This is a genomic window from Leptospira kmetyi serovar Malaysia str. Bejo-Iso9 (assembly GCF_000243735.2).
Taxonomy (GTDB): Bacteria; Spirochaetota; Leptospiria; order Leptospirales; family Leptospiraceae; genus Leptospira; species Leptospira kmetyi.
Genome location: NZ_AHMP02000003.1, coordinates 757,818 through 783,814, shown reverse-complemented (window position 1 = coordinate 783,814; position 25,997 = coordinate 757,818). Strand labels below are relative to the sequence as shown.

Annotated in this window: 25 protein-coding genes; 15 read left to right on the top strand and 10 right to left on the bottom strand. The window is 45.1% G+C overall.

The window, feature by feature from the left end:
• Nucleotides 1-9 precede the first annotated feature (9 nt).
• The 5 genes from LEP1GSC052_RS05995 to sppA are packed head-to-tail and all read right to left on the bottom strand — an operon-like array spanning nt 10 to nt 4,411.
• Nucleotides 10-303: a hypothetical protein gene (locus tag LEP1GSC052_RS05995; RefSeq protein ID WP_010574901.1), complete on the bottom strand. Its 294-nt coding sequence runs from the start codon at nt 301-303 to the stop codon at nt 10-12.
• Between the two features lies 1 nt (nt 304).
• Entirely contained in the window at nt 305-1,285 is a 981-nt protein-coding gene (locus tag LEP1GSC052_RS05990) for a PP2C family protein-serine/threonine phosphatase (RefSeq protein WP_010574900.1), read from the bottom strand.
• On the bottom strand, nt 1,282-1,905 hold the full coding sequence (locus LEP1GSC052_RS05985; RefSeq protein ID WP_010574899.1) for a BRCT domain-containing protein: 624 nt from the start codon (nt 1,903-1,905) through the stop codon (nt 1,282-1,284). The genes LEP1GSC052_RS05990 and LEP1GSC052_RS05985 overlap by 4 nt, the downstream gene beginning before the upstream one ends.
• Nucleotides 1,906-1,954: 49 nt before the next feature.
• On the bottom strand, nt 1,955-3,379 hold the full coding sequence (locus tag LEP1GSC052_RS05980; protein WP_010574898.1) for an MBOAT family O-acyltransferase: 1,425 nt from the start codon (nt 3,377-3,379) through the stop codon (nt 1,955-1,957).
• A gap of 39 nt (nt 3,380-3,418) precedes the next feature.
• The gene (gene sppA / locus LEP1GSC052_RS05975) at nt 3,419-4,411 is read right to left on the bottom strand and encodes a signal peptide peptidase SppA (protein WP_010574897.1); all 993 of its coding nucleotides are present in this window, start codon (nt 4,409-4,411) and stop codon (nt 3,419-3,421) included.
• Between the two features lie 133 nt (nt 4,412-4,544).
• Here sppA and LEP1GSC052_RS05970 point away from each other — a divergent pair, with 133 nt between their 5' ends.
• The 5 genes from LEP1GSC052_RS05970 (at nt 4,545) to LEP1GSC052_RS05950 (ending at nt 10,346) form a co-directional block, all read left to right on the top strand.
• On the top strand, nt 4,545-5,450 hold the full coding sequence (locus tag LEP1GSC052_RS05970; protein WP_020986450.1) for an aldose 1-epimerase: 906 nt from the start codon (nt 4,545-4,547) through the stop codon (nt 5,448-5,450).
• Nucleotides 5,451-5,600: 150 nt separating this feature from the next.
• Complete coding sequence (locus tag LEP1GSC052_RS05965) at nt 5,601-7,310, top strand: DNA repair helicase XPB (protein ID WP_010574895.1); 1,710 nt, start codon at nt 5,601-5,603, stop codon at nt 7,308-7,310.
• A gap of 64 nt (nt 7,311-7,374) precedes the next feature.
• Entirely contained in the window at nt 7,375-8,592 is a 1,218-nt protein-coding gene (locus LEP1GSC052_RS05960; RefSeq protein ID WP_010574894.1) for a pyridoxal phosphate-dependent aminotransferase, read from the top strand.
• 3 nt (nt 8,593-8,595) lie between these two features.
• Nucleotides 8,596-9,528 (top strand): hypothetical protein, encoded by a 933-nt coding sequence (locus LEP1GSC052_RS05955; protein WP_010574893.1) that lies wholly within the window; start codon nt 8,596-8,598, stop codon nt 9,526-9,528.
• The gene (locus tag LEP1GSC052_RS05950; RefSeq protein ID WP_010574892.1) at nt 9,516-10,346 is read left to right on the top strand and encodes an alpha/beta fold hydrolase; all 831 of its coding nucleotides are present in this window, start codon (nt 9,516-9,518) and stop codon (nt 10,344-10,346) included. Before LEP1GSC052_RS05955 ends, LEP1GSC052_RS05950 begins: the two co-directional genes overlap by 13 nt.
• On the opposite strand, the gene LEP1GSC052_RS05945 is transcribed toward LEP1GSC052_RS05950, so the two are convergent.
• The gene (locus LEP1GSC052_RS05945) at nt 10,303-11,778 is read right to left on the bottom strand and encodes a sodium:solute symporter family transporter (RefSeq protein WP_010574891.1); all 1,476 of its coding nucleotides are present in this window, start codon (nt 11,776-11,778) and stop codon (nt 10,303-10,305) included. The genes LEP1GSC052_RS05950 and LEP1GSC052_RS05945 overlap by 44 nt on opposite strands.
• A gap of 223 nt (nt 11,779-12,001) precedes the next feature.
• On the opposite strand from LEP1GSC052_RS05945, the gene thrB reads away from it, so the two are divergent.
• Nucleotides 12,002-12,967 (top strand): homoserine kinase, encoded by a 966-nt coding sequence (gene thrB, locus LEP1GSC052_RS05935; RefSeq protein ID WP_020986573.1) that lies wholly within the window; start codon nt 12,002-12,004, stop codon nt 12,965-12,967.
• Nucleotides 12,968-13,069: 102 nt separating this feature from the next.
• On the opposite strand, the gene LEP1GSC052_RS05930 is transcribed toward thrB, so the two are convergent.
• On the bottom strand, nt 13,070-13,717 hold the full coding sequence (locus LEP1GSC052_RS05930) for a hypothetical protein (RefSeq protein ID WP_100738217.1): 648 nt from the start codon (nt 13,715-13,717) through the stop codon (nt 13,070-13,072).
• Between the two features lie 15 nt (nt 13,718-13,732).
• Complete coding sequence (locus LEP1GSC052_RS05925) at nt 13,733-14,050, bottom strand: hypothetical protein (protein ID WP_040912876.1); 318 nt, start codon at nt 14,048-14,050, stop codon at nt 13,733-13,735.
• A 285-nt stretch (nt 14,051-14,335) separates the two neighbouring features.
• Here LEP1GSC052_RS05925 and LEP1GSC052_RS05915 point away from each other — a divergent pair, with 285 nt between their 5' ends.
• The 9 genes from LEP1GSC052_RS05915 to serB all read left to right on the top strand — a co-directional run bounded on the left by LEP1GSC052_RS05915 (nt 14,336) and on the right by serB (nt 22,811).
• The gene (locus LEP1GSC052_RS05915; protein ID WP_020986054.1) at nt 14,336-15,382 is read left to right on the top strand and encodes a DsbA family protein; all 1,047 of its coding nucleotides are present in this window, start codon (nt 14,336-14,338) and stop codon (nt 15,380-15,382) included.
• A 26-nt stretch (nt 15,383-15,408) separates the two neighbouring features.
• Entirely contained in the window at nt 15,409-16,389 is a 981-nt protein-coding gene (locus LEP1GSC052_RS05910) for a malate dehydrogenase (RefSeq protein ID WP_010574886.1), read from the top strand.
• A 17-nt stretch (nt 16,390-16,406) separates the two neighbouring features.
• Nucleotides 16,407-17,537: an aminotransferase class I/II-fold pyridoxal phosphate-dependent enzyme gene (locus LEP1GSC052_RS05905; RefSeq protein ID WP_010574885.1), complete on the top strand. Its 1,131-nt coding sequence runs from the start codon at nt 16,407-16,409 to the stop codon at nt 17,535-17,537.
• Nucleotides 17,537-18,202: a dethiobiotin synthase gene (bioD, locus tag LEP1GSC052_RS05900; protein ID WP_010574884.1), complete on the top strand. Its 666-nt coding sequence runs from the start codon at nt 17,537-17,539 to the stop codon at nt 18,200-18,202. The genes LEP1GSC052_RS05905 and bioD overlap by 1 nt, the downstream gene beginning before the upstream one ends.
• A complete protein-coding gene (gene bioA / locus LEP1GSC052_RS05895) occupies nt 18,199-19,500 on the top strand; it encodes an adenosylmethionine--8-amino-7-oxononanoate transaminase (protein ID WP_010574883.1) in 1,302 nt (433 codons plus the stop codon). Before bioD ends, bioA begins: the two co-directional genes overlap by 4 nt.
• 40 nt (nt 19,501-19,540) lie before the next feature.
• On the top strand, nt 19,541-20,605 hold the full coding sequence (gene bioB / locus LEP1GSC052_RS05890; protein WP_010574882.1) for a biotin synthase BioB: 1,065 nt from the start codon (nt 19,541-19,543) through the stop codon (nt 20,603-20,605).
• A 388-nt stretch (nt 20,606-20,993) separates the two neighbouring features.
• Entirely contained in the window at nt 20,994-21,170 is a 177-nt protein-coding gene (locus tag LEP1GSC052_RS21400; protein WP_000875511.1) for a hypothetical protein, read from the top strand.
• Between the two features lie 7 nt (nt 21,171-21,177).
• Nucleotides 21,178-21,921, top strand: coding sequence for a GDSL-type esterase/lipase family protein (locus LEP1GSC052_RS05880; protein ID WP_010574881.1), 744 nt, complete (start codon nt 21,178-21,180; stop codon nt 21,919-21,921).
• An 8-nt stretch (nt 21,922-21,929) separates the two neighbouring features.
• Entirely contained in the window at nt 21,930-22,811 is an 882-nt protein-coding gene (gene serB / locus LEP1GSC052_RS05875; RefSeq protein WP_010574880.1) for a phosphoserine phosphatase SerB, read from the top strand.
• Here the strand turns inward: serB and mutS are convergent.
• Nucleotides 22,794-25,340 (bottom strand): DNA mismatch repair protein MutS, encoded by a 2,547-nt coding sequence (gene mutS / locus LEP1GSC052_RS05870; protein ID WP_020986224.1) that lies wholly within the window; start codon nt 25,338-25,340, stop codon nt 22,794-22,796. The genes serB and mutS overlap by 18 nt on opposite strands.
• Nucleotides 25,337-25,987 (bottom strand): phosphoribosylanthranilate isomerase, encoded by a 651-nt coding sequence (locus LEP1GSC052_RS05865; protein ID WP_010574879.1) that lies wholly within the window; start codon nt 25,985-25,987, stop codon nt 25,337-25,339. Before LEP1GSC052_RS05865 ends, mutS begins: the two co-directional genes overlap by 4 nt.
• Between the last annotated feature and the right edge of the window lie 10 nt (nt 25,988-25,997).

Below are 25,997 nucleotides of genomic sequence, written 5' to 3'. Positions count from 1 at the left end.
AGATCCTCTTTAAAAGGAAGGGCGAATCGTATCCGGGATCGGCGCGGAAAGCGCGGGTGAACTGTGGTTTCTTTTGGTCAGTTTGGAAACGAGGGATTTTTTGAAATCGTTGAAATTATATTCAACTTTTAGAATATGAATTTCCTCTTCCAATCCGAAAGGGATGAACTCGATGATCTCGTCCTCGGTCAGTCCCGTAATCAAGGTGACGTCGTGAAGAATTCTTCCGAGTTTGCGGGCGTCTCTTTCGTCCAAGGGAATCAGATTGAGGATTTTGATTTCGAGTTGCGTCAGTTCTAACATATCATTTTTTGCGAATCATGAGAATGGTCATGTCGTCTTGGATTCTTCCGCCCGTATGTTTTAGGATTTCCTCGAAAAGACTGTCCGCGATTTTTTTCAGATCGTTCTTGGGAACTTCCTCTAAAAAACGAAACAGACTTTCTCCGAAATACAGGTTTCCGTTATTTTTCTGTTCGTAGAGGCCGTCTGTAAAGCAAAATACGATGTCTCCCGATTCCAATCGAAAGGAGTTTCTTCCTTGTACGTTTTTCAAACTCGCGTTCATCGTGGTCGAGATGAACTTACCGTCGGTTTCGACGATTTTGTTTTTGCCCTCGTTTTTTTGATAGACTACAAAACTCGGATGCAAACCGGAATGTTCGACGTTGCCGTTTTTGTCCGCTTTGATGAGAAGAAAGGTCGCGTATAAACTAGGATTGATCGTGGGATTCTGTTCGGTTCTTTTGAGAAGTTCCTCGTTGATCCGTTCGATGACTTCGTACGGATCCGATTCTTTTCGAACGAGGAGGGCCATCTTTTGAAAGATCATCATGCTGAAAATTCCCGCCAGATAACCGTGTCCGACGGAATCTCCGATTCCGATCCAATAGTTTCCCTCGGGATCGGTGAGAAAATTGTAAAAGTCCCCTCCGATCGGATTGTAGGTGAGGGTTCTTCCGAAAATTTCGTAGTTCTCGTCGTCGATCGACAACGGAAACAGATAACTCTGCATTCTATCGTCGCCTTTTCGGTAACGTTTCATCATCTTTCCGCGGATTTCCTCTCCGGGAAGAATTTTCTTAGTCAGAAACAATATAAAGGAAACATAATTTACTAAATAAAGAACTCCGGCGACGGTGAAGTAAAGAACGATTCTTTCCTTGGTGGAAAAGGAGGAGTTCTGAAGAAAAATTACGGATACGGAGATACAAACGAGGTTGAAAACGGGCAAAAGCCATCCGACTCTTTGAAAGTAGCTTTTGATATAACCCGATAGATTCATGGTTTGTAAAAATACGCGTGGAACTGGAATTCCTTTTTGAGAAAGTTCCGTCTCGCGATCTGAAAGTATTTATCCTCTAAATAGGGTTTGCTGACCCCGTCCAAAAGTCCGTATGTCTTTTCCCGATAACCCGATTCATACAATAATGGGACGAGAGTTTTCGAGGAAGAATCGTAGTGATACAACAATTTATGACTGAAGGGAGCATACTCGATTTGGAAGGCTTCCCCGTTTCCCTGAAATAAAGTTTCCCCTTTTTCGAGGGTTTCGAGCAGAACCCAGTTACCGGCGACGATATACTTTCCCTTGCCGCTTACGATATGCGTCGTGTATTCGTTCACGTCTTTGACTTCCCTTCTCATGGACTTTTCGAACGTTCCGTCTTCACCGTTGAGGAAAATTCTTTCCTGAACCGTGTTTTTGTAGAATAGGGTGTTTCGATGCGATCGTTCGGGACGGTTTCGGATATACATTCCGCTGGGAATCCGAATCGTATCCGCGTTTTGGACGGAATCTTTGGGAAGTTCTCGAATCCATTCGGGAGAAGAACATCCCGAGCATACAAGAAAAACGGAAAGGAGGAATCTCGAAACGTTTTCAGAGAGTCTTTTCTGATTCAACGTAAGTCCCTCCTTTTCGTTTCCGATCCTCCTTTTTTATCGGAGGGTTTTAAAACTGAAAGTAAATAAATTCTCCACCGCCGTCTCCGAAAACTCCCAAGAGCAATAGGAGTATAACGCTGAGTAGAGGGATCAGAATCATAGAACGTTTTTCGACTTTTTCCATGGTCTGCGGAAAGTATTGAAACATGTTCAGTCCCAAGGTCAACAAAATGAAAAGCAGAAGTTCTTCCCAACGGGGGAGAATTTTACCGGTTAATAAATTCTTGAATCCGCTGAGAAGGTCGAGCATGAACGGAACCGAGTTTTTACCGGCCGAACCGCCCCGGAAAAAGAGCCCGGAAAATACGAATAGATTGAGAGTCAGAACGTTTCTTAAAATACGAACCGTTTTGGAAGGCCCGACATTGGCCGCACCGGGAGCCGGTCTCGGTTCTAAAATTCTTTCCACCGCGAGAATCAAACCCAAATACGCGCCCCAGAGCACGAAGGCGATATTGGCACCGTGCCAAAGTCCTCCGAGACACATCGTAAGAAACATGTTCCACTGGGATCTGAATTCTCCCTTTCTGCTACCGCCGAGAGGGATATATATGTAGTCTCGCAACCAAGTCGATAACGTTACGTGCCATCTCCCCCAAAATTCGCGGAAGGAAAAGGACAAGAAAGGACCTCTGAAGTTCTCGGGGATATCGTATCCGAGTAAGAATGCGGAACCGCGTGCGATATCCGTATAACCGGAAAAGTCGCAATAAACCTGACAAGCGAAACCGAACATCGCGATATAAATCGAGGCGGCGTGGTATTGACCCGGTTCGAGATAAAGAGGAGAAATGATTCCGGCGATGGAATCCGCGAGCACCGATTTTTTAAACAAACCGAAGATCAAAAGAAAGATCCCTTGTTTCATTCTGTGTTTGTCGATTTCGGGATGATCGAGTTTCGGTAAAAAGTCCGTGGATCTCATGATCGGACCGGCGATCAACTGAGGAAAGAACAGGATGAACAAAAAGTAATCGCTCGAACCGATCCGTTTCGGGATCAGATCCCTGTGAATATCCACTTGAAGCGCGATCAACTGAAACGTATAAAAGCTGATCGCCAACGGAAGAAGAATTTCCACCGAAGTTCCGAGTTTTTGCCAGAGTTCCATTCCGGTGATCGAACTCATAGAGTCCATTACGAAATAGTAATATTTGAAAAAGGCCAGGTTGATCGCGTTCAGAACGATCACCCATTTCAAAAGGGCGCTTGTGGATTCTCCCTTTTCCTTTTTATCCCAGAGCTCGAGAGAGAAGTAATAGTTGATTCCGATCACGAGCAGGAAGTGAATCAGAAACGCTATGTGCGAATAACCGTAGAAAACGATCGAAGAAACGAGAAGGACCTTCTTTTTGGTCGGTCCGTTCACGTTCCAGTAGATCAGATACGTGATTAAGAATAGGAAAAGAAAAGGTAAGGAATTGAATAACATCGATGTACCGGAAAATAGATTCTAAATTTCTAATGGACCTTAGTAAGACCAGAGATATAGAAAACGAACCTGTCTTCCCGTTCCTAAAATTTTCGAAATCGCGGAATCGGGTCTCAGCTCGGGAGATTGAACCTGATAGAAGTTCGCTCTTTTTTCCGCGCTCTGAGAATAGTAGATGATTCTCGGGCTTGTGTTCCCCGGAGTTTTTCTGTAATTCGGAAGAGACATCGTTTCTTGAATCGCGTTGTCGAAGTAACCGATCTTATCGATCAAACCGTGTTGCAAGGCTTGCGTCGCCGTAAAAATTCTTCCGTCCGCGATCTTGCGAAGTTCGGCCGGATTTTTTCCCGGTCTTCCGTTTTTAACGACTTCGAAAAACTTTTCAAACAGATCGTCCACGATGGATTGAAGCAGTTTTCTTTGTTCCGGAGAAAGATCTTCCAAAGGAGAACCGATCGTTTTGTTTCCGCCGGAACGGATCGATTGATCCTTGATCCCGAGTTTATCGAGTCCTTCCTTTACGTTGACGCCGGAAAGAATCACTCCGATCGAACCGGTTACGGAAGTGGGATGTGCGATCACGAGATCGCTCGCCATGGAAATATAATACGCGCCGCTCGCCGCCGTATCCATAAAGAGGGAAACGACCGGGATCTTTTTCTTGGCTTTGAATTGTAGAACTTCTCGGTAGAGAATGTCGCTCGCGGTTACGGAGCCGCCGGGAGAATTGATTTTTAAGATAACCGCTTTGATTTCGGGATCAAGTTCCGCGAGTTCGAGTTGTTTTTTAACACCCGCTAAAATCGAATCTTCTTGGCCGCCGAAAAACGTTTTTTCGCCTTCGTCGCTGATGATTCCGTCGATCGGGATGATGAGGATCTTGTCCTCGTTTCTACCGGAAAGAAGTTTTTCTCTCAGTTCCGCGGTCTTGCCGGTTCCTCCGCCTAGGTTTGCGTTTACCGGAATATAACAGTTCGCAAGAAAGGCTCCCAGAAAAAGAGTCGTGGCCCAAGTTAGAATCGAGTGTTTCAAAGAAATTCTCCTATGGAATGGTCAGTTTCCTCCGCTAAAGCAGGCTTTCAATTCCTTTCCTAAGACCCACCGAGTTTTAAAAAAGGACTAAAATGAATGGAAAGGAATCGGGTTTTCCGAAAAGTTTGCGTGCGTGTTGGAAATTTTTAGCGATCGTTCCCGACTTCGATTTACGGACAACGGAGAACAAATTCTTTCCTGGAATTGGAAACATCCGATCACAAAAAAGGAATTGGAAATCGTATCCGGTTACGATGAGAAAAAACCTTTTTTCTCTTCGGGTTCGTATCTCATGTATCCTTGGGTCAATCGTCATACGGACGATCGGATTCGTCTCGGGGAAGAATGGATTTCCTTGGACGATCTCGGAACCAAGGACTCGAATCGTTACGCGTGTCATGGACTTGCGTATTCTTGGAAACGAAAGATCATCGAAAAAGAAAATCATTCGATCGTATTCGAATTGATTCCCGATGAAAAGGTTCGAAATTCTTCCCTAGGAAAAATCAGAGTTCGGGAAACATATTCCATTCAGAGAATATTGGAAGAAGAGGTCTTAACGCTGAGAACCTCCTTTTTCAACGAAAACGATTTTTCATTCCGGTTTTGTTACGGTTATCATCCTTATTTTAGAATGAATTCCTCGCGACAACCTTGTGTTCTTCGGTCTAACCTTGAGAAACAGATTCCTTTACAAGAAGATCTGACGCCGACGTATCCCATTTACGGAATCGAAACGGATCGGTTTACTTTGGAAGACGTTCCCGATCTCGATTCTTTGTTTTACGGAAAAGAAGCTTGGGTGCGTTTGGAAGTTCCGGATGATTCTTACCAAGTCCTTCTTCGTGCGAACGCATCGAGCGGCGACGAGATTCGACTTTCGTATTTTCAAATCTATACGGACTTTTCCGAAAATTCCATCGCGATCGAACCGATGAGCGCTCCGGGGAACGCTGTTCTGAACGGTTTTTCATTGACGACTCTTCTACCGGAGGAAGAAAAGAGCGGAAGTTTTCAAATTCTGCTCTCCGAGTTGTAAAACTCAGTATGAACTTCGCGAAGAATCGCCTTTTCGTATTCTTTTGTTCTGCGGTTTTTGCCCGATGCAACGAAAAGAGCCTTACATCCGCATTCTTCTTGACAGAAAGGGGTCGATTTTCAGTCTAAACAAACAGGAAACCAGACACAAATGAGCAAACCCTTAATCGTTCAGAGTGATAAAACCATGCTTTTGGAGGTAGATAACCCCGAGTTTGAAGCCTGTCAGAGCATCGTTTCCAAATTTGCTGAATTAGAAAAAAGTCCGGAATACCTTCACACATATAGAATTTCCCCACTTTCGCTTTGGAACGCCGCGTCGATCAAGATGACCGCCGACGAAATCGTGGAATGTTTGGAAAAATTCTCCCGATACTCCGTTCCAAAAAACATCGTAAACGAAATCCGTGAACAGATCAGTCGTTACGGAAAGGTAAAACTCGTTAAAGAAGAATCCGGAGAACTCGCAATCATCTCGAATGAAAAAGGATTTCTTCAAGAAATCGGGAATCACAGAGCGGTTCAACCGTTTATCGAAACGACTTTCCCCGATAAAATTTATATCAAAAAAGAATACCGCGGTCATATCAAACAAGCTCTGATCAAAATCGGTTTTCCCGTGGAAGACCTCGCCGGATACGACGAAGGAAACAAATACGGATTCAACTTAAGACCCGAGAGCATCAGCGGTAAAAAGTTCGGAATGCGCGACTACCAAAGGGCTTGTGTGGAAGTGTTTCACGCGGGCGGCGGGAACGAAGGCGGTTCCGGCGTCGTGGTCCTTCCTTGCGGTGCGGGGAAAACCATCGTGGGAATCGGCGTGATGCAGATCGTCGGCGCCGAAACCCTGATTCTCGTTACGAACACTCTTTCCATCCGTCAGTGGAGAAACGAAATTCTCGATAAAACGGACATTCCGCCCGAGGACATCGGCGAATATTCCGGCGAGGTCAAAGAGATTCGTCCGATTACGATCGCTACTTACAATATTCTCACTCACAGAAAGAAAAAGGGAGGGGATTTTACCCACTTCCATCTTTTCAGCGCGAACAACTGGGGTTTGATCGTGTATGACGAGGTTCACTTACTTCCCGCTCCGGTTTTCCGTATGACGTCGGAACTTCAGGCAAAAAGAAGACTCGGTCTTACCGCAACCCTCGTGCGCGAGGACGGTTTGGAAGAGGACGTATTCTCCCTGATCGGACCCAAAAAATACGACGTTCCTTGGAAGGAACTCGAAAGCAAGTCTTGGATCGCCGAAGCGAAGTGTAAGGAAATCCGCGTCAACATGGACGACGATCTTCGTTTGAAGTATTCCATCGCGGACGATCGTGAAAAGTTCAGACTCGCTTCCGAAAATCCGGAAAAGATGAAAGCGATCGATCTCATCATGAAAAAACATTCCGAGTCGCATCTTCTCGTGATCGGTCAATACATCAATCAGCTGGAAGAAATATCAAAGAAATTTAATATTCCTTTGATTACGGGAAAAACCCCGCTTCCGGAAAGACAAACGTTGTATGACGCGTTCCGTTCGGGTAAGATCAAGTCCCTCGTCGTGAGTAAGGTCGCGAACTTTTCGATCGACCTTCCGGACGCGAACATCGCGATTCAGGTTTCGGGAACCTTCGGTTCCAGACAGGAAGAGGCTCAAAGATTGGGGCGTATCTTAAGACCGAAAGGACACGATAACACGGCCGTATTCTATTCTCTCATTTCGAGAGATACGAACGAGGAGCGTTTCGGTCAGAATCGTCAGTTGTTCCTCACCGAACAAGGATACGAATACGAAATTTATACTTTGGATCAATTCAGAGAGGCTCAAGAGGAATTAGCTCAGTTACAACTGAACAACGTCTGATCTTAGCTTCTTCTGAATTTCATTCGGAGATAAACACAAAGTTAAACATGAAAAGAGGAACCGCATGGATCTCAGCGCAAAAAGGCTGAACGTCATCGAACCTTCTCCGACTCTCGTAATCACCGCAAAGGCGAACGAGCTGAAAAAAAAAGGGGAAGACATTGTAAGTTTCGGGGCCGGTGAACCGGATTTCGAAACTCCGGCCCATATCCGAGACGCCGCTAAAAAGGCGATCGATAAGGGAATGACGCGTTACACGGCTGTTTCCGGCACGGTTGAACTCAAAGAAGCGATCGTCACCAAGTTTAAAAGAGACAACGGTCTCGATTACGATAAAAGCCAAGTCATCATCGGAACCGGCGGAAAACAGGTTATCTACAATTATTTCTTAGCGACTCTGAACGCGGGGGACGAGGTGATCATTCCCGCTCCGTATTGGGTGAGTTATGCGGACATCGTCCGTTTGGCGGAAGGCGTTCCCGTAATCGTGACCACAACTCCCGAAAGTAATTTTCAAATCACTCCCGAACAATTGAAGAAGGTGATCACGCCTAAAACCAAATGTTTGATCCTCAATTCTCCGTCGAATCCGACCGGCGCGGGTTATTCCAAAAAGGATCTCGAAGCGTTGGGCGAAATCGTTCTTTCCGCTGGAATTCAAGTGATGAGCGACGATATCTACGAAAAGATCGTCTACGACGGTTTTACGTTTTCCAATCTCGCGATGATTTCACCCGAGCTTAAGAAACAAACCTTCGTGATCAACGGGGTTTCCAAAACTTATTCCATGACCGGTTGGCGAATCGGTTACGGAGCGGGGGATTTAAGCATCGTCAAGAATATGGAAACGATTCAAAGCCAATCCACTTCCAACGCGTCTTCGATTTCTCAAGCGGCCGCGGAAGCGGCTCTTTCGGGGGATCAGGCTTGTGTGGAGGAAATGAGAAAGGCTTTTGAAAAAAGAAGAAATCTCATCGTTTCCCTTTTGAACGAGATTCCCGGCGTAAAATGCAACAATCCCCAAGGAGCGTTTTACGTTTTCCCATATCTCACCGACGTTTATAAAACTCCGGGTTTTGAAAGATTGAAAAAAGAATCTTCGGAGACCTCGCTCAGCAAAATTTTCTGCAACGTTCTATTAGAAAAGTATAAAGTAGCCGCGGTTCCCGGAATCGCTTTCGGGGAAGATGCGGCTCTTAGACTTTCTTATCCGATGGGGGAAAACGACATCAAACGCGGAGTCGAAAGACTCGCGGAAATGATCCGGGATCTGAGCAAGTAATCGATGAAGCGGATCGTTCTGATCCTATTCTTTTGTACGATAGTCCCGCAACTTTGGGGAGGAGATCGGTTGGTGTTAAAGCCGAATTCTCCCCTTTATTTATTTCCCGATAAAAAATCCGAAATTCTCCGCCGTCTCGGTTTCGGAGAAGTGGTTCAAAGCAAAAACGAAAAACAAAACGATCGTAACTTTCGATTCGTTTCCGATTCTTCGGGTTTAAGCGGCTGGGCAGAAACCGCCGTTCTTTTCGACATGGAAGAGCGCGGGGCTTATAAGGTGATCCTTCGTTCCATCGACCGTATGTTGTACTCCACGAATACGGGGCTTACCGAACTCGAATCCGTTTATCAATATCTTTCCTCTTTGGAGGAGAACGGGATTTATCACGGAGAGGAATATCTTTATCTGAAAATCAGAAGAGCGGTCGTCTTGGTGAGAATATTAGAAATTCTGCAAGAAGGCGAAAGCAAGCGAAAGGAATCCAAACTTTCGGACTATCTTTCCAAAAATCCGGGCGAAATCATTCCCGGTGAACGCGGAAAACCTGCAAGAATCAATCCCGAAGTTTTCTGGAAGATCGGGGAAGAATTTAAGGACAAGGGCCCGGGAGACTTTGCCGCGTTTCTCGGGGTGAAACACACTCCCGAAACGAATTGCAAACGGGACGTCTTTTGTTTTCTAAACGACGAAAGAAAAAGAAGAATCCGTTATCTTCAGCTCAATCCGAACGGAAATTATGCGAGCGTATTCGCCAATCAGATTTCCAAAAAGCTGGAAACGTGGACCAAGGATTCCGAAACCATTCCGTGCGGAAAAACGGAATCCAAAAAAGAAATCTACGAATCCTTTCGGAAGGATTTACAATCCCTGCCGTATCGATACGGTAAAAAATATCATAATTTTCTAAAGTTGATTCAAAAAGAATGTCTGCAGTAGACCTCAGTTCTCGAAAGATCGATTTTAATTCGGAAAAGTTTTTGTCGCCGATTTGCGGACCGATTCTCGTTTTACACGGACTTTTCGGCTCTTCCAAAAACTGGCTGAGCGTGGGGGATTTTTTAAGCAGATACTCTGACGTATGTCTGATGGATCTGAGAAACCACGGAGATTCTCCGCATTCTTCCGAACATTCTCTCGCTTCGATGGTGGAGGATCTGGAAGTATGGATTTCGAAAAATAAGATATCGAATCCTGTGATTCTCGGACATTCCATGGGCGGGCTCGTATCGATGGGATTCGCATTAAAAAATCCGAATATTCCATCCTTATTGTTTATCGAGGATATCGCTCCGAAAGATTATCCGTTTCACTACGAAGGCGAACTCGCTTGTTTGCGAACGGACGTCTCGGGTTTTAAATCCAGACTGGAAATCGACGCGGCCTTGACGAAAATTCTTCCGAACGCATTTATCAGAAACTTTTTAGAAATGAATCTGGAACGGACGGAAACCGGTTCGTATCGTTGGAAACTCAACGTGGAAGGAATCGCGGGTTCACCCCGATTGTTGCAGGACTTTTTCGGAAGATATACGACAAAGCCGTATCCGGGTCAGACGTATTTTATCGTCGGGGGCGTTTCGGAATTCTTTCACAAAGAGGATACGCCGATCGCAAAAAGTTTTTTCCCAAACTCTAAGTTCTACGGAATTCCGGACGGGGATCACTACATGCACTTCACCAAGGCGCCCGAATTCCGAAGAATTATGGAATCTATCTTTGAGAAGTCAGACGATTCTGAATTTGCAATAGACTGAGTCCGAGTAAAAAACAGGTTCCGATTCCGAAAGGAACGAGCAGCGTAAACCCGAACCCCGTCCATTTTCCGAAAACGAGCGTCAAAACCGGAGTAAGTCCGATCGCCAAAGACGCGAACGAATCCCTCAAACTTTGCATATAAGAAAACCATTGTATTCTTCCGCTTAAGAAAATCGCGATGATCGGACCGACCGTATAAGAAGCGATCGAAAGTCCGAGTTCCACAAGACCCGTTTTACCCGTGGTCAAAAATAAGGGAAGAAGCGAACTTAAAAGAAGAATCATTCCCCAGAAAAGACTCAACGTTCCCGAACCGAATCTTTCGATTTTCAAATCCACCTTTGTAGTCAACGAAAGGGAGTTGATCGAACTGGAAAGAGTGGACATCGCGGAAGCCAAAATTGCTGCCAACAAAAATCCGGTAATCGGAGAAGGAACCTCTTCCAAAATGAATTTGGAAAAAACCTTGTCTTTCGGAATCGAAGAACCTTCATAATAAAAATATAATAGAAGCCCGATGCTGAGAAACAAAACGAACTGAAAGAACACGAAGATTCCCGAGGAGATCATCGCTTTTTTCGCGTCCGCTTCGGATCTGCAGGCGAGAACTCTTTGTACGAACATCTGGTCGACTCCGTGGGTTCCGAGTGTCAAAAGAATTCCCCCGATGATCGCGGTCGGCAGAAAATACGCGGAGGAAACGTCGCTCCATTCAAAAATTCTTAACTTATTGGTTTCGTTCGCTTTTTGAAAGAGAAGCGCAAAGTCGAAACCTCTTTCGAACAAAAGAGAACCCAGATAAAAAAGAGAAAAGATTCCGCCCGCGACGTAGATCAAAAATTGAATCGAGTCGACCCAAACGACGGAACGAAATCCGCCTTGAACGGTGTAAAGAATGGTGATTCCGGAAATGAGAAGAAGACTTAAGATTTCGATTTGCAACGTGGAAGTTTCAAAAGAACCGTATTGTTTTAAAAAGACTTCGAGAAGAATCGCAACCGGAATCGCGGACGCGTACATTCTCACCCCGTCTCCTAAGATCCGAGTGAGCTTGAACAAAAAGGTGACCGTTTTCTGGGAAACTTTTCCGTAACGGATTCCCACCCATTCATAGACGGAAATAAAACCCGATTGATAATACATCGGAATAAAAAGTTCCGCCACGAGAATTCTCCCGAGAACAAAACCCAAACCGAGACCGAGAAACGTAAGATTCCCGGAATAACTGAGGCCCGGTATGTTTAAAAACGTAAGAGTGGAAGTTTCCGTCGCGACGATGGAAAAGCTGAGCGGAATCCAGGAAAGTTCCCGTCCTGCCAGAAAATACGAGGAAGAATCCTTGTCTTTTTTTCTAGAAGTAAACCATCCCGAAAAAAGAACCAGTGCCACATATAAAAGCAGAACGATCAAATCTAGAAACGAAAAGTGCATAATCAGGCAGAATTCACCGTTGTAGGATCGGGAAAACTCTTTTTCAAAGGCGCGATTCGGTTCACAAGAATTCCGCGAAAGAAAGAATTCGGAATTATAAAATCGCCCCTTGATTTTCTAAAATCAAAACCCCGGAATCGAAAATCAAATGACGATTTGATTTGGAGAGAAATCTTGGTCGTAACTTTTGCGAACTTCGGCGCGGAAGTTTCGCTTTAACGTTATGACTTCGATTCGACAGTATTCCATTCGGGTTCCCGGAACCTCGGCCAATTTAGGACCGGGTTTCGATTTGTTCGGGCTCGCGTTTCGAATTTACAATCAGTTTCAATTTCAGTTTATTCCGGGAAAGGGATTTCAAACCTCCGTTAAGGGAATGGACGTTTTGCCCTTCGGTCCGGACGAAGATCTGGTTCTTTCTTCGTATCAATCTTATTTTCAAAAATTTCTTCCGGGGATTACGGCGCTTCCGTATTCCTTGGTCATGGATTTGAATCTTCCGATGAAAGGCGGACTCGGTTCCAGTGCGAGCGCGGCCGTGGCCGGGGTTTGCGCCGCGAGATTCGCGCATAAGAATTTTTATCCGAGAATTTCCCTTCCGAGCGAAAACGAATTTTTGTTTCACTTGGGTCAAATCGAAGGTCATCCGGACAATACGATCCCCGCGTATCTGGGCGGTTTCGTATTCGCGTATTTCAACGGAAACCGTCTCGAATACGTCAAAAAGAAATTTCCAAAGAAGGTTCGTTGTTTTCTGATCGTACCCGATCTGGAAACTTCCACGCATCAATCTCGTAAAACTCTTCCGGGCTCTTATTCCACAGAGGACGTGATTTTTAACATGAGTCGGATCGCGACTTGGATGGAGTTCTTGGATTCAGGAAAGGTTTCTCTTTTGAAACTCGCTTTAGAAGATCGGGTTCATACTCCGTATCGAATGCATTCCGAGTTCGAACTGAATCCGTTTCTAGCGCAGGTGGAAAAATCTTTGATCGGTTATTCTCTTTCGGGAAGCGGTCCTTCGGTTCTTTTATTTTCCGAACGAAACAAGGCGGTTCGTGCGGAAAAGATTCTCAAGGAAAAACTCGCCGAGTTCATCCAGAAAACTCATTTTAATTGTCAGATTCTTTCGCTCAAGGTGGAAGAGGACGGAATTTTCGAATCCGTAAAAGATATTAAGATTTCCTAAAGTTTGTGTCGCTGATTTAGATTTTTCACAGCGACGTCTGATCCGCGACGGATTTCGATCGTCTACGAGTTAGCGGATTCGTTTAACGAAAAGGAAGAATTTTTATTCTTCCTCGTCTCCGCCGCTTCTTTCTTCTTTTCCGAAAGCGTAGAGTCCCTTTTTGATCGGCGTTCTTCGGTTGAGACCCGGATGAATTTTTGTCACCGTAAAGATAAACCTCATTCTTTCCTTTCCGAAGTTGTTGATAAAAAATTCCGAAGAAAGGCTGATCTCGAAATACTGAGTCATCCTTTCCTTAACCACCTTATCCGAAATCCGGAAATCGGCCTTTTTACCGATGACCTCGTAACTATCCAGTTTTTCCGCGGATTCCATTTTGGAGAAGGTCGGCATTGCGGGAGGTTTGAAAAGTACGGGAGAATTTCGTAATATTTGAATTTCGTAATCTTCCGTGTCCTTCGCCTTTTTTACGTTGAATACGAGATGATTGTCCGAAATCGCGTTGCAATAGGTGCGGATATCGCCCGAGGTTTGACCCACGCTGAACCGCACGTTTCTCTGGCTTTCTGAAACCACAAGAACGAAACGGTCTCCTTCTTCGGGAGGGGTTCCGGCTCCGGCGCTTCCTTTTTTAAGCGCGGGATAAATGACTTCCTGGAAAAATAAAAAGGCAAGACCCGAGAACGCACCGAGGCCCGCGAAGATCAAAAGAATGTCGAGACCGACCGTGTAGATAAGAGCGAGAATCAAAAACAAAATTCTTCTCTATCGTCTTACATCGATTTTGTGGTCGGTAGGGTTTTCACTCATACGGGAACGTACCATCATGGAAAGAAGATTTTTCATCTGTTCTGGACTGATGACCTGATTCATTCTTTCTTCAAAGGATACCGGAGAAGGTTTCATGACAAGCTCTTCCGGTTTGATTTCGTTCTTTTCCGGCTTTGTTTTTGTCTGCGGAATCGAATCCGAAATTCTTACGTCTTTGGGGGCGTTTTGTGTTTGTATCGTAGTCGGCTCTGCTTCTTTTGTCTGGGGCCAGGAAAACGAAAAAGATGGGATCGTTAATCCGGAAACATTCATAAACCCGAACCTCCTTTAAAATCGGCTTTCGGATTCGATTTCAATCCGAAAGTATCTCTATTAAAACTATCGGTAATAGGGGATTCACTTTAGTTTTTTTTCGGATTTTTTTACAAAGAGCCTCCGGTTTTTCGAAATTTTCCCAGGTTTGTAAAGAATCTTGAATTTCATACAAACGCAAGAATACGGTCGGAATTTATCGTTTGCCAGAGGACCCGACCTTTCTAAGCTGGCAAGTAAGGGAAACCAGTCGCCGTTTTTCAAGCCATCGGGAGCAATATTTCCATGCAAGACATAATCGAGAAATTGAAAGCAAAGGAATCCAGACCTCTGCTCATTCTTTCCGCCGCATTTATCATCTATATCGCATTTACCATTCTTCCGCTCGTTTCCTATTTCACGCCGGACGGAGTCGCCGAGATCAAAGGTAAGACTTATACGATCAAGGACGTTGAAAAAGAAAGTCCGAGAATCGCGCGCAAATTCTACGCGGAAACTAACGATCGTTTGTATCGAATTCTTTCCGAGTTTGCAAGCAAGAAGGTTTTGGCTCTTGCCGCAAAGGAGCGTAACGTTTCCGAAAAGGAATTGATGGAACCGAACGTTCCCGCTCCGAGCCTCGAAGAAATGCGGGCCATCTACGATCAGTATAAGAATTCCCCCGCGCTTAAAGGAAAGTCTTTCGATCAGGTGAAGAATGAAATTGAAAACCATCTTACTTCCCAAAAGAAAGAGGAACTTAGAAATTCTCTCTTCGGACAACTTCGTAGTGAATATAACATTTCTGTAAAGGTGAAGGAACTTCCTCCGCTTCGCGACGATACGATTCTCACAGGGAACAATCCTTCCATCGGTCCGGAAAAAGCAAAGGTTACGATCGTGGAATTCTCCGATTTCGAATGTCCTTTTTGCAAAAGAAGTCAGGACGTAAACGTTCAACTGAGAGCCAAGTATAAGGATCAGATTCGTTGGGTGTTCCGGGATTATCCGCTTTCTTTTCATCCGAACGCGATGTTCGCTCATATCGCCGCAAACTGCGCGGCTCCTCAAGGTAAGTATTGGGATTTTTTCAAAGTCCTTTTTGACAACTCCGGAAATCTTCCGAAAGAAAGAGTTTTGGATCTCGCAAGAGGCGCCGGTCTGGATATGAAAACTTTCAGTCAGTGTGTGAACGATTCCGAGGTTCGTAAAGAAGTGGAAGCGGATATGGCGGAAGGCGAGAAATATGGAGTCAGCGGTACCCCGGCTTTCTTCATCAACGGTATTATGGTGGAAGGCGCTCAACCCATAGAAGCGTTTACCAAAGTGATCGATCAGGAACTTAAAAATTAAAATTAGAAATTAGGAGTCGGCCAAATATGAGTAAGACAGTGAAGGTCGCTGTTACAGGCGCTGCAGGACAAATTGGGTATTCTCTACTTTTTAGAATCGCTTCCGGACAAATGTTCGGCGCGGACACTGCGGTGGAAATCCAGATGCTTGAATTGGAAGCGGCGCTTCCAGCGGCAAAAGGCGTAATTATGGAATTAGAGGATTGTGCGTTTCCTCTTCTTCAGAAAGTGACAGTCTCTTCCGATTTGGACACGGCTTTTAAGGACATCAACTGGGCGTTGTTAGTCGGTTCCGTTCCTAGAAAAGCGGGAATGGAAAGAGGGGATCTTCTTAAAATTAATGGCGGAATCTTCGTAAATCAGGGAAAGGCGATCGAAAAGAACGCGGCTTCCGACGTAAGAGTTCTCGTCGTAGGAAATCCTTGTAACACGAACTGCTTGATCGCGATGAACAACGCGAAAGGCGTTCCTCAGGATCGTTGGTTCGCGATGACAAAACTCGACGAAAACAGAGCGAAGTCTCAACTCGCTGGCAAGGCCGGAGTTCCGGTTAAAGAAGTGACTCACTTGGGAATCTGGGGAAATCACTCTTCCACACAATATCCGGATTTTTACAACGCGAAGATTTCCGGAAAACCGGTAACCGATGTGATCTCCGACCAAGAATGGTTAAAGGGAGATTTCATTAAGAACGTTCAACAAAGAGGAGCCGAAATCATCAAAGCAAGAGGAGCTTCTTCTGCGGCGAGTGCGGCAAACGGAGTTGTGGACACCGTTCGTGGAATCATCACTCCTACCGCACCCGGTGATGCTTTCTCCGCTGCGATCGTTTCCGACGGTTCTTATGGAGCCGAGAAGGGTCTGATCTTCGGATTCCCATTGAAATCCGACGGAAAGAAAGTGGAGATCATCCAAGGTCTTCCTTTGAACGACTTCGCAAAAGAGAAGTTCAAAATCACTCACGACGAACTCGTTTCCGAAAGAAACGAAGTGAAGGAAATGCTCTAAAACCGGATCGAGGTTTTTTGAATCTGAATCCTTCAACGTTTCTTCAGAAAGCCTCGTTCGTTTTGAAATCCCTGCAAAAGGATTTCTTATTTCGATCCCTGGAAATTCCTTCGGGGGTCGATCTCTCTTCCAACGATTACCTCGCTCTTACAAAACATCCCAAGATAATAGAAAGTTTAAAAGAAGGTCTGGATCTATACGGTTCCGGTTCCGGCGCTTCCCGTTTGGTGAGCGGTCATAGGGATTCTTTTGAAATTGCGGAACGCACTTGTGCGGAATGGACCGGAACGGAAACAGCACTTTGGGTCGCGAACGGTTATGCGGCCAACCTCGGACTTGTCTCCTGCATTGCGAACGCGAAGACGGAAATCTTCACGGACCGACTCAATCACGCTTCGATTCTCGACGGAGTTCGACTTTCCGGCGCTGAAAAAACGTATTATAAACATCTAAACTTAAATCATCTCGAGGAGCTTCTTCAAAAATCGAAACGAAAGGAAAAGCTCATCGTATCCGAAACGGTCTTCAGCATGGACGGTGATCTCGCGCCGATCGAGGATCTTTTGTATCTCAAGAAAAAATACGACGCTACGTTGCTACTCGACGACGCGCACGGAATCGGAGTTTTCGGACAAAAGGGAGAAGGAAGAGTTTCACAATTACTCGGTCCCGATAAAATCAAAGAAGTCGATTTTATCACATATACCGCAGGAAAGTCTTTGGGACTCGAAGGCGCTTGGATCGGAACCTCGGGGACCGGAAAAGATTTTCTCATCAATAAGATGCGCACCTTTATCTATTCCACGGCTCCCATGCCCGCGATCGCTCACGCGGTTCCCACTTCCGTCGAGATCATAAAGTCGATGCAAACTCAAAGGGAGAATCTCCTTAAAAAGGCCGATCGTTTTCGCAGTTTGCTCGAAACCAAAAATTATCCGAAGACAACTTCCGCGTCTCAAATCGTTCCCGTTCTTTTTTCGTCCGAAGAAAGCGTTCTAAACGCCGCCGAACTTTGTCGTAAAAACGGGCTTTACGTAAAAGCGATTCGCCCGCCGACGGTGAACGTTCCGAGACTTCGGATCAGCATTCATTCGGACACGTCCGAAAGTATATTAGAAAAATTGATTTCTCTTTTGCCGGTGTATTAATGGCGATCTTTATTGGCGCAACGGGAACCGACGTCGGAAAAACCATTTTGAGTTCTTTGATTCTTTGCAAATACGGAAAGTCTTTGGGGCTGAAGTATTTCAAACCAATCCAAACCGGAGACGACAGCGACCGTGTAACCGTGATGAATCTGAGCGGACTTCACGAAACTTTTTTTCTTAAGAATTATTATTCTTTCGCGTTTGCGGGTTCTCCTCATTATTCCGCCGAACTCGAAGGAGCAAGGATCGATACGGACGAACTTTCGAGACATCTCTACAGCATTCGGGATCAAAAGATCGTCGTCGAAGCGGCGGGCGGTTTGCTCGTTCCTCTGACTCGAAACTTTCTTACTGCGGAACTGATTCGACAATCCGAAATCCCGATGATCTTAGTTGCTCCCGTTTCCTTGGGCGCCATCAATCACACCCTTCTTTCCATCGAAGCGATTCAAAGCAGAAAGATCGATTTGAAAGGAATATTCTTTATCGGCGTTCCCGATAAAACCACGGAAGACAATATTCGAACCATCACCGAATGGAGCGGGGTCAATTCTTTGGGAATGTTTACTCTGAATTCTCGGGAAAGAATGGGCCGAGAACGTTTTCAAAACGAATGTCTTTTCCGGTTTGATCCCGAGGAAACGATCAAAAAAATACTCGTATGATCTGGTATCCGTTTACGCTTCAACACGAACCCGATTCTCCCTTAAGAATCGAAAGAGCCAAGGAAGAATTTTTGTATGACACATTCGGAAATTCTTATATAGACGCGATTTCTTCCTGGTGGGTCAGCATTCACGGACACAATCACCCGCAAATTATCGGGGCCGTAAAAGACCAATTGGACAAACTCGACCACGTCCTTCTTGCGGGTTTTACGCACGATCCGGCCGAAAATCTCGCGGCGGAACTTTTAAAACTCACGGAAGGAAAGTATTCTCACGTTCTTTATTCGGACAACGGTTCGACCGCAGTCGAAATCATGATCAAACTCGCGTATCAGTATTTTCAAAATATCGGAGAAACCGAACGCAAAATATTCATAAAGTTTAATACGTCTTATCACGGCGATACGATCGGAACCATGAGCGTGGGCGGAAATTCCGTGTTCAACCGAGTCTTTGAAGGATTGATGTTTCCCACCGAAGAATTTCAAACACCGAACTGCAGTTTTTGTCCGGTTGGAAAAAAGCCGTCGACCTGCAAAGTGGAATGTGTGGAAGAGATCGAAACCTTCTTTGCAAAAAATCCGAAATCGGTCGCCGGAATCGTACTCGAACCGTTGATCTTGGGTTCGGGAGGAATGATCTTTTACAAAGAGGAAGTTCTCCAAAGATTGGAAGCGATCGCCAAAAAATACGGAGCCTTACTTTTGGTGGACGAGGTTTTTACAGGCTTCGGAAGAACGGGTTCTCTCTTTGCGTATCAAAAGGCGAAGATCCAACCGGACTTTGTGGCGATGGCAAAGGGTTTGAGCGCGGGCGCGGCGACCGTCGCGGTGACCTTAACGACCGAAAAAATTCATTCCGCGTTCGTAACGCCTGACCCGGAAAAAGGTTTTTATCACGGACATACGATGACCGGAAATCCGATCGCGTGTTCCGCGGCGCTTGCGTCCATTGATCTTTTCTTTAGGGAGAATCGGCTCGAACAAATCGCAAAACTCGAAACAAAACTCAAAGTCGGTTTAAAAAAGATCGCGGAAGAATTTCCGAATGCGGTTCGTGATTGTAGGGTTTTGGGAGCGGTCGGCGTTCTCGAGTTGGAGGTCGGAAACCAAAGCGGTTATAGTTATCCGGGAAATAAAATTCTTAAGAAAAAGTTTTTGGAAAAGGGCGTGGTGCTTCGGCCCTTAGGGAATGTGATTTATCTGACCCCTCCGTATATCATCCGAGATTCCTCCCTGGAAAAAATCTTTTCGGCGATCCGGGAAACCCTGTCCGAAATTTCCCTTGGGAAATAGACTTTTCAAGAAAACTCCCTCGCTTGAACCTGTCTGAAGAATGTCCACAACAGTAAAAACAGCCGAAAAAATATTCTCCGAAGTTCCGAGCGTCGTCACAAGAGAAGAAGGCCTCGAGATTCTAAACGGTTCCGTTCCGTTAACGACTTGTTTGGACAAGGCCTTTCAGGAAAGAAATCGGTACTTCGAGAATAAAGTAAGAATTCATATTTTAGACAATATCAAAAACGGGTACTGCCCGGAAGATTGCGGATACTGCGCTCAAAGAAAGAACGCGAACTCCGGTGTTCAGGAATATCCGATGAAGTCCGAAACCGAAATCTTCGAAGACGCCGTGAAGGCGAAAGAAAACGGCGCGTATCGTTTTTGTATGGTCACTTCGGGAACCGGACCCAATCGACCCACCACCGAAAAACTCGCTTCTACGATTCAAAGAATCACGAACGAACTCGGAATGAAGGTCTGTCTTTCCGCGGGACTTCTGGACGAGGACAAGGCTCAGCTTTTAAAAGCGGCCGGGCTCGATCGATACAATCACAATCTCAACACTTCGGAAAATCATTATCCCGAAATCTGCGACACACATACGTATTCTCAAAGAGCGGAAACGCTCGGTTCCGTTTCCAAGGCCGGAATCGGAATGTGTAGCGGTGTAATCGTAGGAATGGGAGAAACGCTGCGCGACATCGTGGACGTCGCCTTTGAACTCAAATCCTTTCGAGTGATTTCAATTCCGGTGAACTTTTTTATTCCCGTAAAAGGACACGCGATCAAAAACCCGAGCGTCTTGACGCCGGAACTTTGTGTGAGAATTCTTTGTCTTTTCCGTTTGGTAAATCCGGACTCGGAAATCAGAATCGCGGCGGGAAGGGAAGGGCATCTCAGAAGTCTTTCCGCGACGGCATTATTTGCGGCAAATTCTTTGTTCTCCGCAGGTTATCTGAACGTGAAAGGTTCGGAGATGACGGAAACAATTTCCATGATCCGAGACGCCGGTTTTGTTCCGGAGCTCGCGGACGGGGGAATTCTTCCCGAAGATTCCGAAATCGATTCTCTGTACTCGGAGAAAAATTTCCCGGAGCTCTATAAATTCAAAAAATCTTAAGTTTGTGGTGCGAATAAACGACCAAAAAAACCTGTTTTTGGTATTTTTTACGCTTTCCCGGCAACTTTTTTTTATTAAATTGAGTCTGAAGACAATGTAGATTGTTACACGGATTCCGGATTCGACAGCGTCCCGAGGGGGAATTTTGGAGAACGGAGTTCGGTTTCAAACACTGCTTAGGCGAAAAATAAAAATTTCGATTTTACAAGATGATGCACGTTATGCGTCTTTCAATTTGGAAAATTCGAAGAAAAAATTTGAAAAAGTATATGGAAATGTCGGAGTTAGAAATTCTTCTTTTGAGTCTTAAAAAGGGTATTTCGTTTTTTTTAGAATCGGTTGAAAGCCTGGGTCAATCTAAAAATCTGACATTACTGGAGTTTAATGGATGAAATATAAAATAGAAATCAATAAGCTGAAGAACGGTTACATAGAAGCCAAGCTGATTGATACCGCCTCCAACAATCCGATCGAGTTCAGAATTTGCGACTCGGAAGATTATCTGCAAGCGCAGATCGCGGATTGGCACAAACGTTTTCACATGAAAGAACCGCAGGAGCAGTAAAAGGTCTTTGGCAAAGTATTTCTTTTCGCTTTCTTTGCTTTTTCTTTTCTCTTCCTGTTCCTACCTGATTAAAAAATCATACACGGATTATACCAGCTCCAACTTCGAATGTTGGGCTGGGGTCGGTTATCGATCCTCCGAAAAATTCGAACAATACAGAAATCTCTGGTCGACGATGCGAAAGATCTATCGAGAAGAGAATCAGAGAATCAAAACGGCAAACGTCGTTTTCGTAGGAAATTCCCTAATTCAGTTATTTCCGAACGAGATTCTTTCCAAGGAATTTCCGGGCGCGGTCAATCGTGGAATCGGCGGGGATATGACAGAACTTCTTCTGGAAAGATTGGAAGAAGACGTTGTCGTTTTGAACCCGAAGGCGATCGTTTTGGAGATCGGAGGAAACGATCTGATTCACGGAAAATGTCTTTATCTGATCGAAAACAATCTGGTTCGTATTCTGGATAAACTCAATAAATCTCTTCCGAATACGAAGATCGTTATTTTGGGAATTCCACCCGTTCGTACGCAGAGTTTAAATAGTATTTCCCCGGTGATCAATCTTACCTGGGTTTCGATCGCACAATCCTATAAGAATGTGGTCTTTTTGGACAACTGGCAATGGCTCAGGGAAAAGGATCGACCGGCTTTGCGCCCCGAATTTTGGTTGGAACAAGATAAGATCCATCTTAACGAAAACGCGTATAAGATCTGGGTCGATAAGTTAAAACCGATTCTTTTACCCTATCTCTAAAGGTTCTCTTGCTCTTAATTCTTACTCAAAACCCCGAAGAAATTCGAAAAGAAATCCTATTAGGAATGGGAAGTTTCGTTTCCTTAAAGCCCGAGGAAAGATTTTTGCTTTCTTCCGCTTCCGTCCGCACACAAGGACTTTGGAGTTGTATCGAATGGAAGATTCCAAGGAAACTGGATCGATCGGAACTTCTTTCCATACGAGAAACGTTTGCAAAAAGGAATTCGGATCTTCTGCAAGTGGGTCAACTTTTGGATGCGAAAAAGAAAAGTTTTTTCGCATTCGATATGGATTCCACTTTGATCCAACAGGAAGTGATCGACGAACTTGCGCGACTTGCGGGCGTTTACGAAGAAGTTGCGTCCGTAACCAAGGAAGCGATGGAAGGAAACCTGGACTTTCACGAGGCCTTGAAAAAAAGATGCGCCCATCTAAAGGGACTTTCCTCTTCCATCTTTACCGATCTTTATCCGAAACTTTCCTTAAACATCGGAGTTGAAAATCTTCTCAAAGGTCTGAAAGAAAACGGGAGTAGAACCGCCGTGTTTTCGGGCGGGTTTATCGACATTCTCGAAATCTTTCAAAGAAGATACGGAATCGACGAAGTTTATGCGAACGTTTTGGAAAGGGAGAACGATCGTCTTTCCGGAAACGTAGTCGGAGACGTCGTCGATAAAAATAAAAAGCTCGAATACTTAAAGATGATCCGCGATCGGGAAGGAATTTCCTCTTCTCAAGTGGTCGCCGTAGGAGACGGAGCAAACGACTCGCTTATGTTAAACGAAGCGGGAATCGGAATCGGCTTTCACGCGAAAGAAGGTTTAAAAAAGCTGATCTTAAATTGGGTCGATTTCGCTCCGATGGATTCTCTTTTATTTTTGTTTTCTTAATTTCTTTTGAAATTCTTCCAAAGTCTTTAAGGCTTCGATCGGAGTCATCTCTTCCAGTTTCAATTTAAGAATGGATTCTTCCGTAACGGAAGGCGCGTTCTTTGTTTCCGGCTCCGCAAAAAGGGAAGGTTGCGCTTCCTGGATTCGGATCTCTTTCTTTTTGGATTCTAAATCCGTTAAAAGTTCGGCCGCTCTTTTTACGATCGGTTCGGGAACTCCCGCGATCTTTGCCACGTAAATCCCGAATGATTTTTTGGCCTTACCGATCTTTACCTTTCTCAAAAAAAGAACCTTGTCGTCCTTTTCCAAGGTTTCCAAATACAAATTGAAAATTCCCGCAAGACGGGAAAGTTCCGTAAGTTCGTGATAGTGGGTCGCAAAGATCGTCTTCGGTCTTATCGGCAACGAGGAAAGATATTCGAGAATCGACCAGGCGATGCTCATCCCGTCGTATGTCGATGTTCCACGTCCAACCTCGTCGAACAGAATCAAGGAATCTTCCGTATAATGATTGAGAATGTTCGCGGTTTCCTTCATCTCCACAAAGAAGGTGGATTCTCCCGCTGTGAGATTGTCCCCTGCGCCGATTCTCGTGAACAGTTTATCCACGATCGGAAGCCGAGCGGATTTCGCTGGAACAAACGCGCCCATTTGAAAGAGAATTTGGTTGAGAGCGATCTGGCGCATAAACGTGGACTTACCGGCCATGTTCGGTCCGGTGAGAACCGCGATCGCCTTATCCTGTGTGTCGAGAAAAACCGAGTTGGGAATAAATTCTTGACCGGGCGGAAGAGTCGCTTCTACGACCGGATGTCTCGAATCTCCCAGATCCAAAGAACGATCCTCGGAAAGAGCCGGACGAATCCAACCGAACTTATCTTTGGCGGTCAAAACGGAAATTTGAAAATCCAAATCGCCGATCTCTTCCGAAAAAGAAAGCAGCGCGGAAGAATATTTCAAAACCTCTTCGACCATTCGGTTGAATTCCGATCTTTCGATTTCCTGAATGATCTCGTCGGCTTCCAGAATCGTTCGTTCGATCTCTTCCAATTTCGGAGTCGTAAAACGTTCGCTTCCCACAAGGGTTTGTTTTTTGAGATAATCCTTGGGAGCTTGTTCGGCTTGCGCTCTGGAGATTTCTATAAAGTAACCGACGATCTTATTATAACGAATCTTTAATGTATTTAGGCCCGTTCTTTTTTTCTCTTCGGTTTCAAGATCGAGAATCCAGTCCTTTCCTTTTACGCCAGCCTCTCTCGCCTTATCCAACTTCGCCGAAAGACCCGCTTTTAAAAACGGACCGTTTCCTAAAATGACCGGAAGATCGTCTCCCGGATGCAGGCGTTCTTCGATAAAATCCGAAAGCGTCTTTAATTCTTCCGAAGGAATGAGAAACGGATAGGAAAGCGCCTCCAAATCTTTTTTAAGTTTCATCCCGGTCGAGATCGAATTCAGGATGGAACGAAAATCCCTCGGATACGCGTGATTTCCCCGAAAGCGGGTGAGAATTCTTTCCAGATCCGCGACGTCTTTGAGCGCGGTGACCAGAGGCGCGAGAATCGTTTTTAAAAGAATGTCCTGTTTTTCCCAACGGGAATACAGAACCGCCGCGTCGCATTCCGGAAAAAGAATTCTTTGTTTGAGAAGACGTTTTCCTTTTGCCGTATTACAGAAATTGAATATGGAATAAAGAGTGTGATTTTTTTCCTTTTCGTTTTCCACGAGTTCGAGATTGAGGATCGTTTCCCGATCCATTTCCAAAAATTTACCGGAGCTCAAAATTCTAGGTTCTCTCAAAACGAGTTTGTTGTCCCGGTAGGTTTCTCGGATGTATTCGTTTAAATATCGGGAAAGAATTTGGAACGGATCCTTTTCCGAAGTGTCCGGTTGTTCGTTTAAAAGGGTGAATTCTCTACTTTTGAAATATTCCAGATTTTGAAAGAAGGATTGTTCGGATCTAGGAACACAAATTTCGGAAGGTCTGAACTTTTCGAGTTCCGCGACGAGTCTTTCCGGATTTGTGACGGAAGCCGAAGAATAAAACAATTCTCCCGTGGAAAAATCGGCCATCGCAAAGTAGATTAGACTTTTCTTAAGATGTAAAACGGCGAGATAGTTATTTTGAAAACCGGAAAGAAGATTTTCCTCGATGACCGTTCCCGGCGTAATGATCCGAACAACTTCCCTTGTCATCAACTTGGAACCGGGTTCTTCGGGTTTGGATTGTTCGCAGATCGCGATCTTTTTTCCCGCGTTCAAAAGACGGGAAATGTAATTGTCCTTGGAATGATACGGAATCCCGCACATAGGAACCGCATTCTGACGTTTGGTGAGAGCGATGTCCAAAATGGAAGAGGCGACTTTTGCGTCCTCCAAAAACATCTCGTAAAAATCCCCCATTCGAAAGAATAGAATCGTATCCGGGAAATCCTTTTTGATCGCCAGGAATTGTTTCATCATCGGGGTGTTCAACGCGTCTGCGAGATCACTCCAATATTCTGCGGATGTTCCAGTGGTTTCCAAACTCATAAAGCGGTTCTTGCGTTCCTGATAAATTGAATTACTTTTTCTTTGTCTTTGATGCCCGGTGCGGATTCCACGCCGCTCGCCACGTCCACTCCGAACGGTTTTACGGATCGGATCGCCTGTGCGACGTTAGTCGGATTTAAACCCCCGGCCAATAAAAACTTTCTCCGGACCTTGGAAACGAATTCCCAGTTGAACGTTTCTCCGGTTCCGCCTCCCGCGCCCTTGGAATAACTGTCCAAGATCAAAAATTCTCCGGGAACGTTTTTGAGAATCTCATCGTCGATCGGAGCCGTGACTCGATAGGAACAGATCTGAGGTTCTCCAAAAAGTTTTTTCGGGTCCGCGTCGACAAGAGTGGAGTCGTCCCAAACCCATTGTACAAAATCGTGTTTGATTGCGGAGCGAATCGATTCGATTTCTTCGAAAGAATTTTTATAAAATAAAAGAACGACTTTCGGAGAATTCTTTTCCGATGCGTAAAACTCTACGATTTTTTGCGCGTCGTTTATAGCGATTTTTCTCGGGCTGGAAGGAACAAAGTTGAGTCCGACGAAATCCGCGCCTTCTTCCAGGCATATCTTGGCGATTGTAAGATCCCGGATTCCGCAGATCTTTACCTTTGGTTTTTCAAAAGAATTCTGATTCATGGATGAAAGT

What these genes read in the sequence shown, in the direction of transcription:
- LEP1GSC052_RS05995 (WP_010574901.1), bottom strand. Translation starts at nt 303, where the DNA reads ATGTTAGAACTGACGCAACTCGAAATCAAAATCCTCAATCTGATTCCC.
- LEP1GSC052_RS05990 (WP_010574900.1), bottom strand. Translation starts at nt 1,285, where the DNA reads ATGAATCTATCGGGTTATATCAAAAGCTACTTTCAAAGAGTCGGATGG.
- LEP1GSC052_RS05980 (WP_010574898.1), bottom strand. Translation starts at nt 3,379, where the DNA reads ATGTTATTCAATTCCTTACCTTTTCTTTTCCTATTCTTAATCACGTAT.
- LEP1GSC052_RS05965 (WP_010574895.1), top strand. Translation starts at nt 5,601, where the DNA reads ATGAGCAAACCCTTAATCGTTCAGAGTGATAAAACCATGCTTTTGGAG.
- LEP1GSC052_RS05960 (WP_010574894.1), top strand. Translation starts at nt 7,375, where the DNA reads ATGGATCTCAGCGCAAAAAGGCTGAACGTCATCGAACCTTCTCCGACT.
- LEP1GSC052_RS05955 (WP_010574893.1), top strand. Translation starts at nt 8,596, where the DNA reads ATGAAGCGGATCGTTCTGATCCTATTCTTTTGTACGATAGTCCCGCAA.
- LEP1GSC052_RS05950 (WP_010574892.1), top strand. Translation starts at nt 9,516, where the DNA reads ATGTCTGCAGTAGACCTCAGTTCTCGAAAGATCGATTTTAATTCGGAA.
- LEP1GSC052_RS05945 (WP_010574891.1), bottom strand. Translation starts at nt 11,778, where the DNA reads ATGCACTTTTCGTTTCTAGATTTGATCGTTCTGCTTTTATATGTGGCA.
- thrB (WP_020986573.1), top strand. Translation starts at nt 12,002, where the DNA reads ATGACTTCGATTCGACAGTATTCCATTCGGGTTCCCGGAACCTCGGCC.
- LEP1GSC052_RS05925 (WP_040912876.1), bottom strand. Translation starts at nt 14,050, where the DNA reads ATGAATGTTTCCGGATTAACGATCCCATCTTTTTCGTTTTCCTGGCCC.
- LEP1GSC052_RS05915 (WP_020986054.1), top strand. Translation starts at nt 14,336, where the DNA reads ATGCAAGACATAATCGAGAAATTGAAAGCAAAGGAATCCAGACCTCTG.
- LEP1GSC052_RS05910 (WP_010574886.1), top strand. Translation starts at nt 15,409, where the DNA reads ATGAGTAAGACAGTGAAGGTCGCTGTTACAGGCGCTGCAGGACAAATT.
- bioD (WP_010574884.1), top strand. Translation starts at nt 17,537, where the DNA reads ATGGCGATCTTTATTGGCGCAACGGGAACCGACGTCGGAAAAACCATT.
- bioA (WP_010574883.1), top strand. Translation starts at nt 18,199, where the DNA reads ATGATCTGGTATCCGTTTACGCTTCAACACGAACCCGATTCTCCCTTA.
- bioB (WP_010574882.1), top strand. Translation starts at nt 19,541, where the DNA reads ATGTCCACAACAGTAAAAACAGCCGAAAAAATATTCTCCGAAGTTCCG.
- LEP1GSC052_RS21400 (WP_000875511.1), top strand. Translation starts at nt 20,994, where the DNA reads ATGAAATATAAAATAGAAATCAATAAGCTGAAGAACGGTTACATAGAA.
- mutS (WP_020986224.1), bottom strand. Translation starts at nt 25,340, where the DNA reads ATGAGTTTGGAAACCACTGGAACATCCGCAGAATATTGGAGTGATCTC.
- LEP1GSC052_RS05865 (WP_010574879.1), bottom strand. Translation starts at nt 25,987, where the DNA reads ATGAATCAGAATTCTTTTGAAAAACCAAAGGTAAAGATCTGCGGAATC.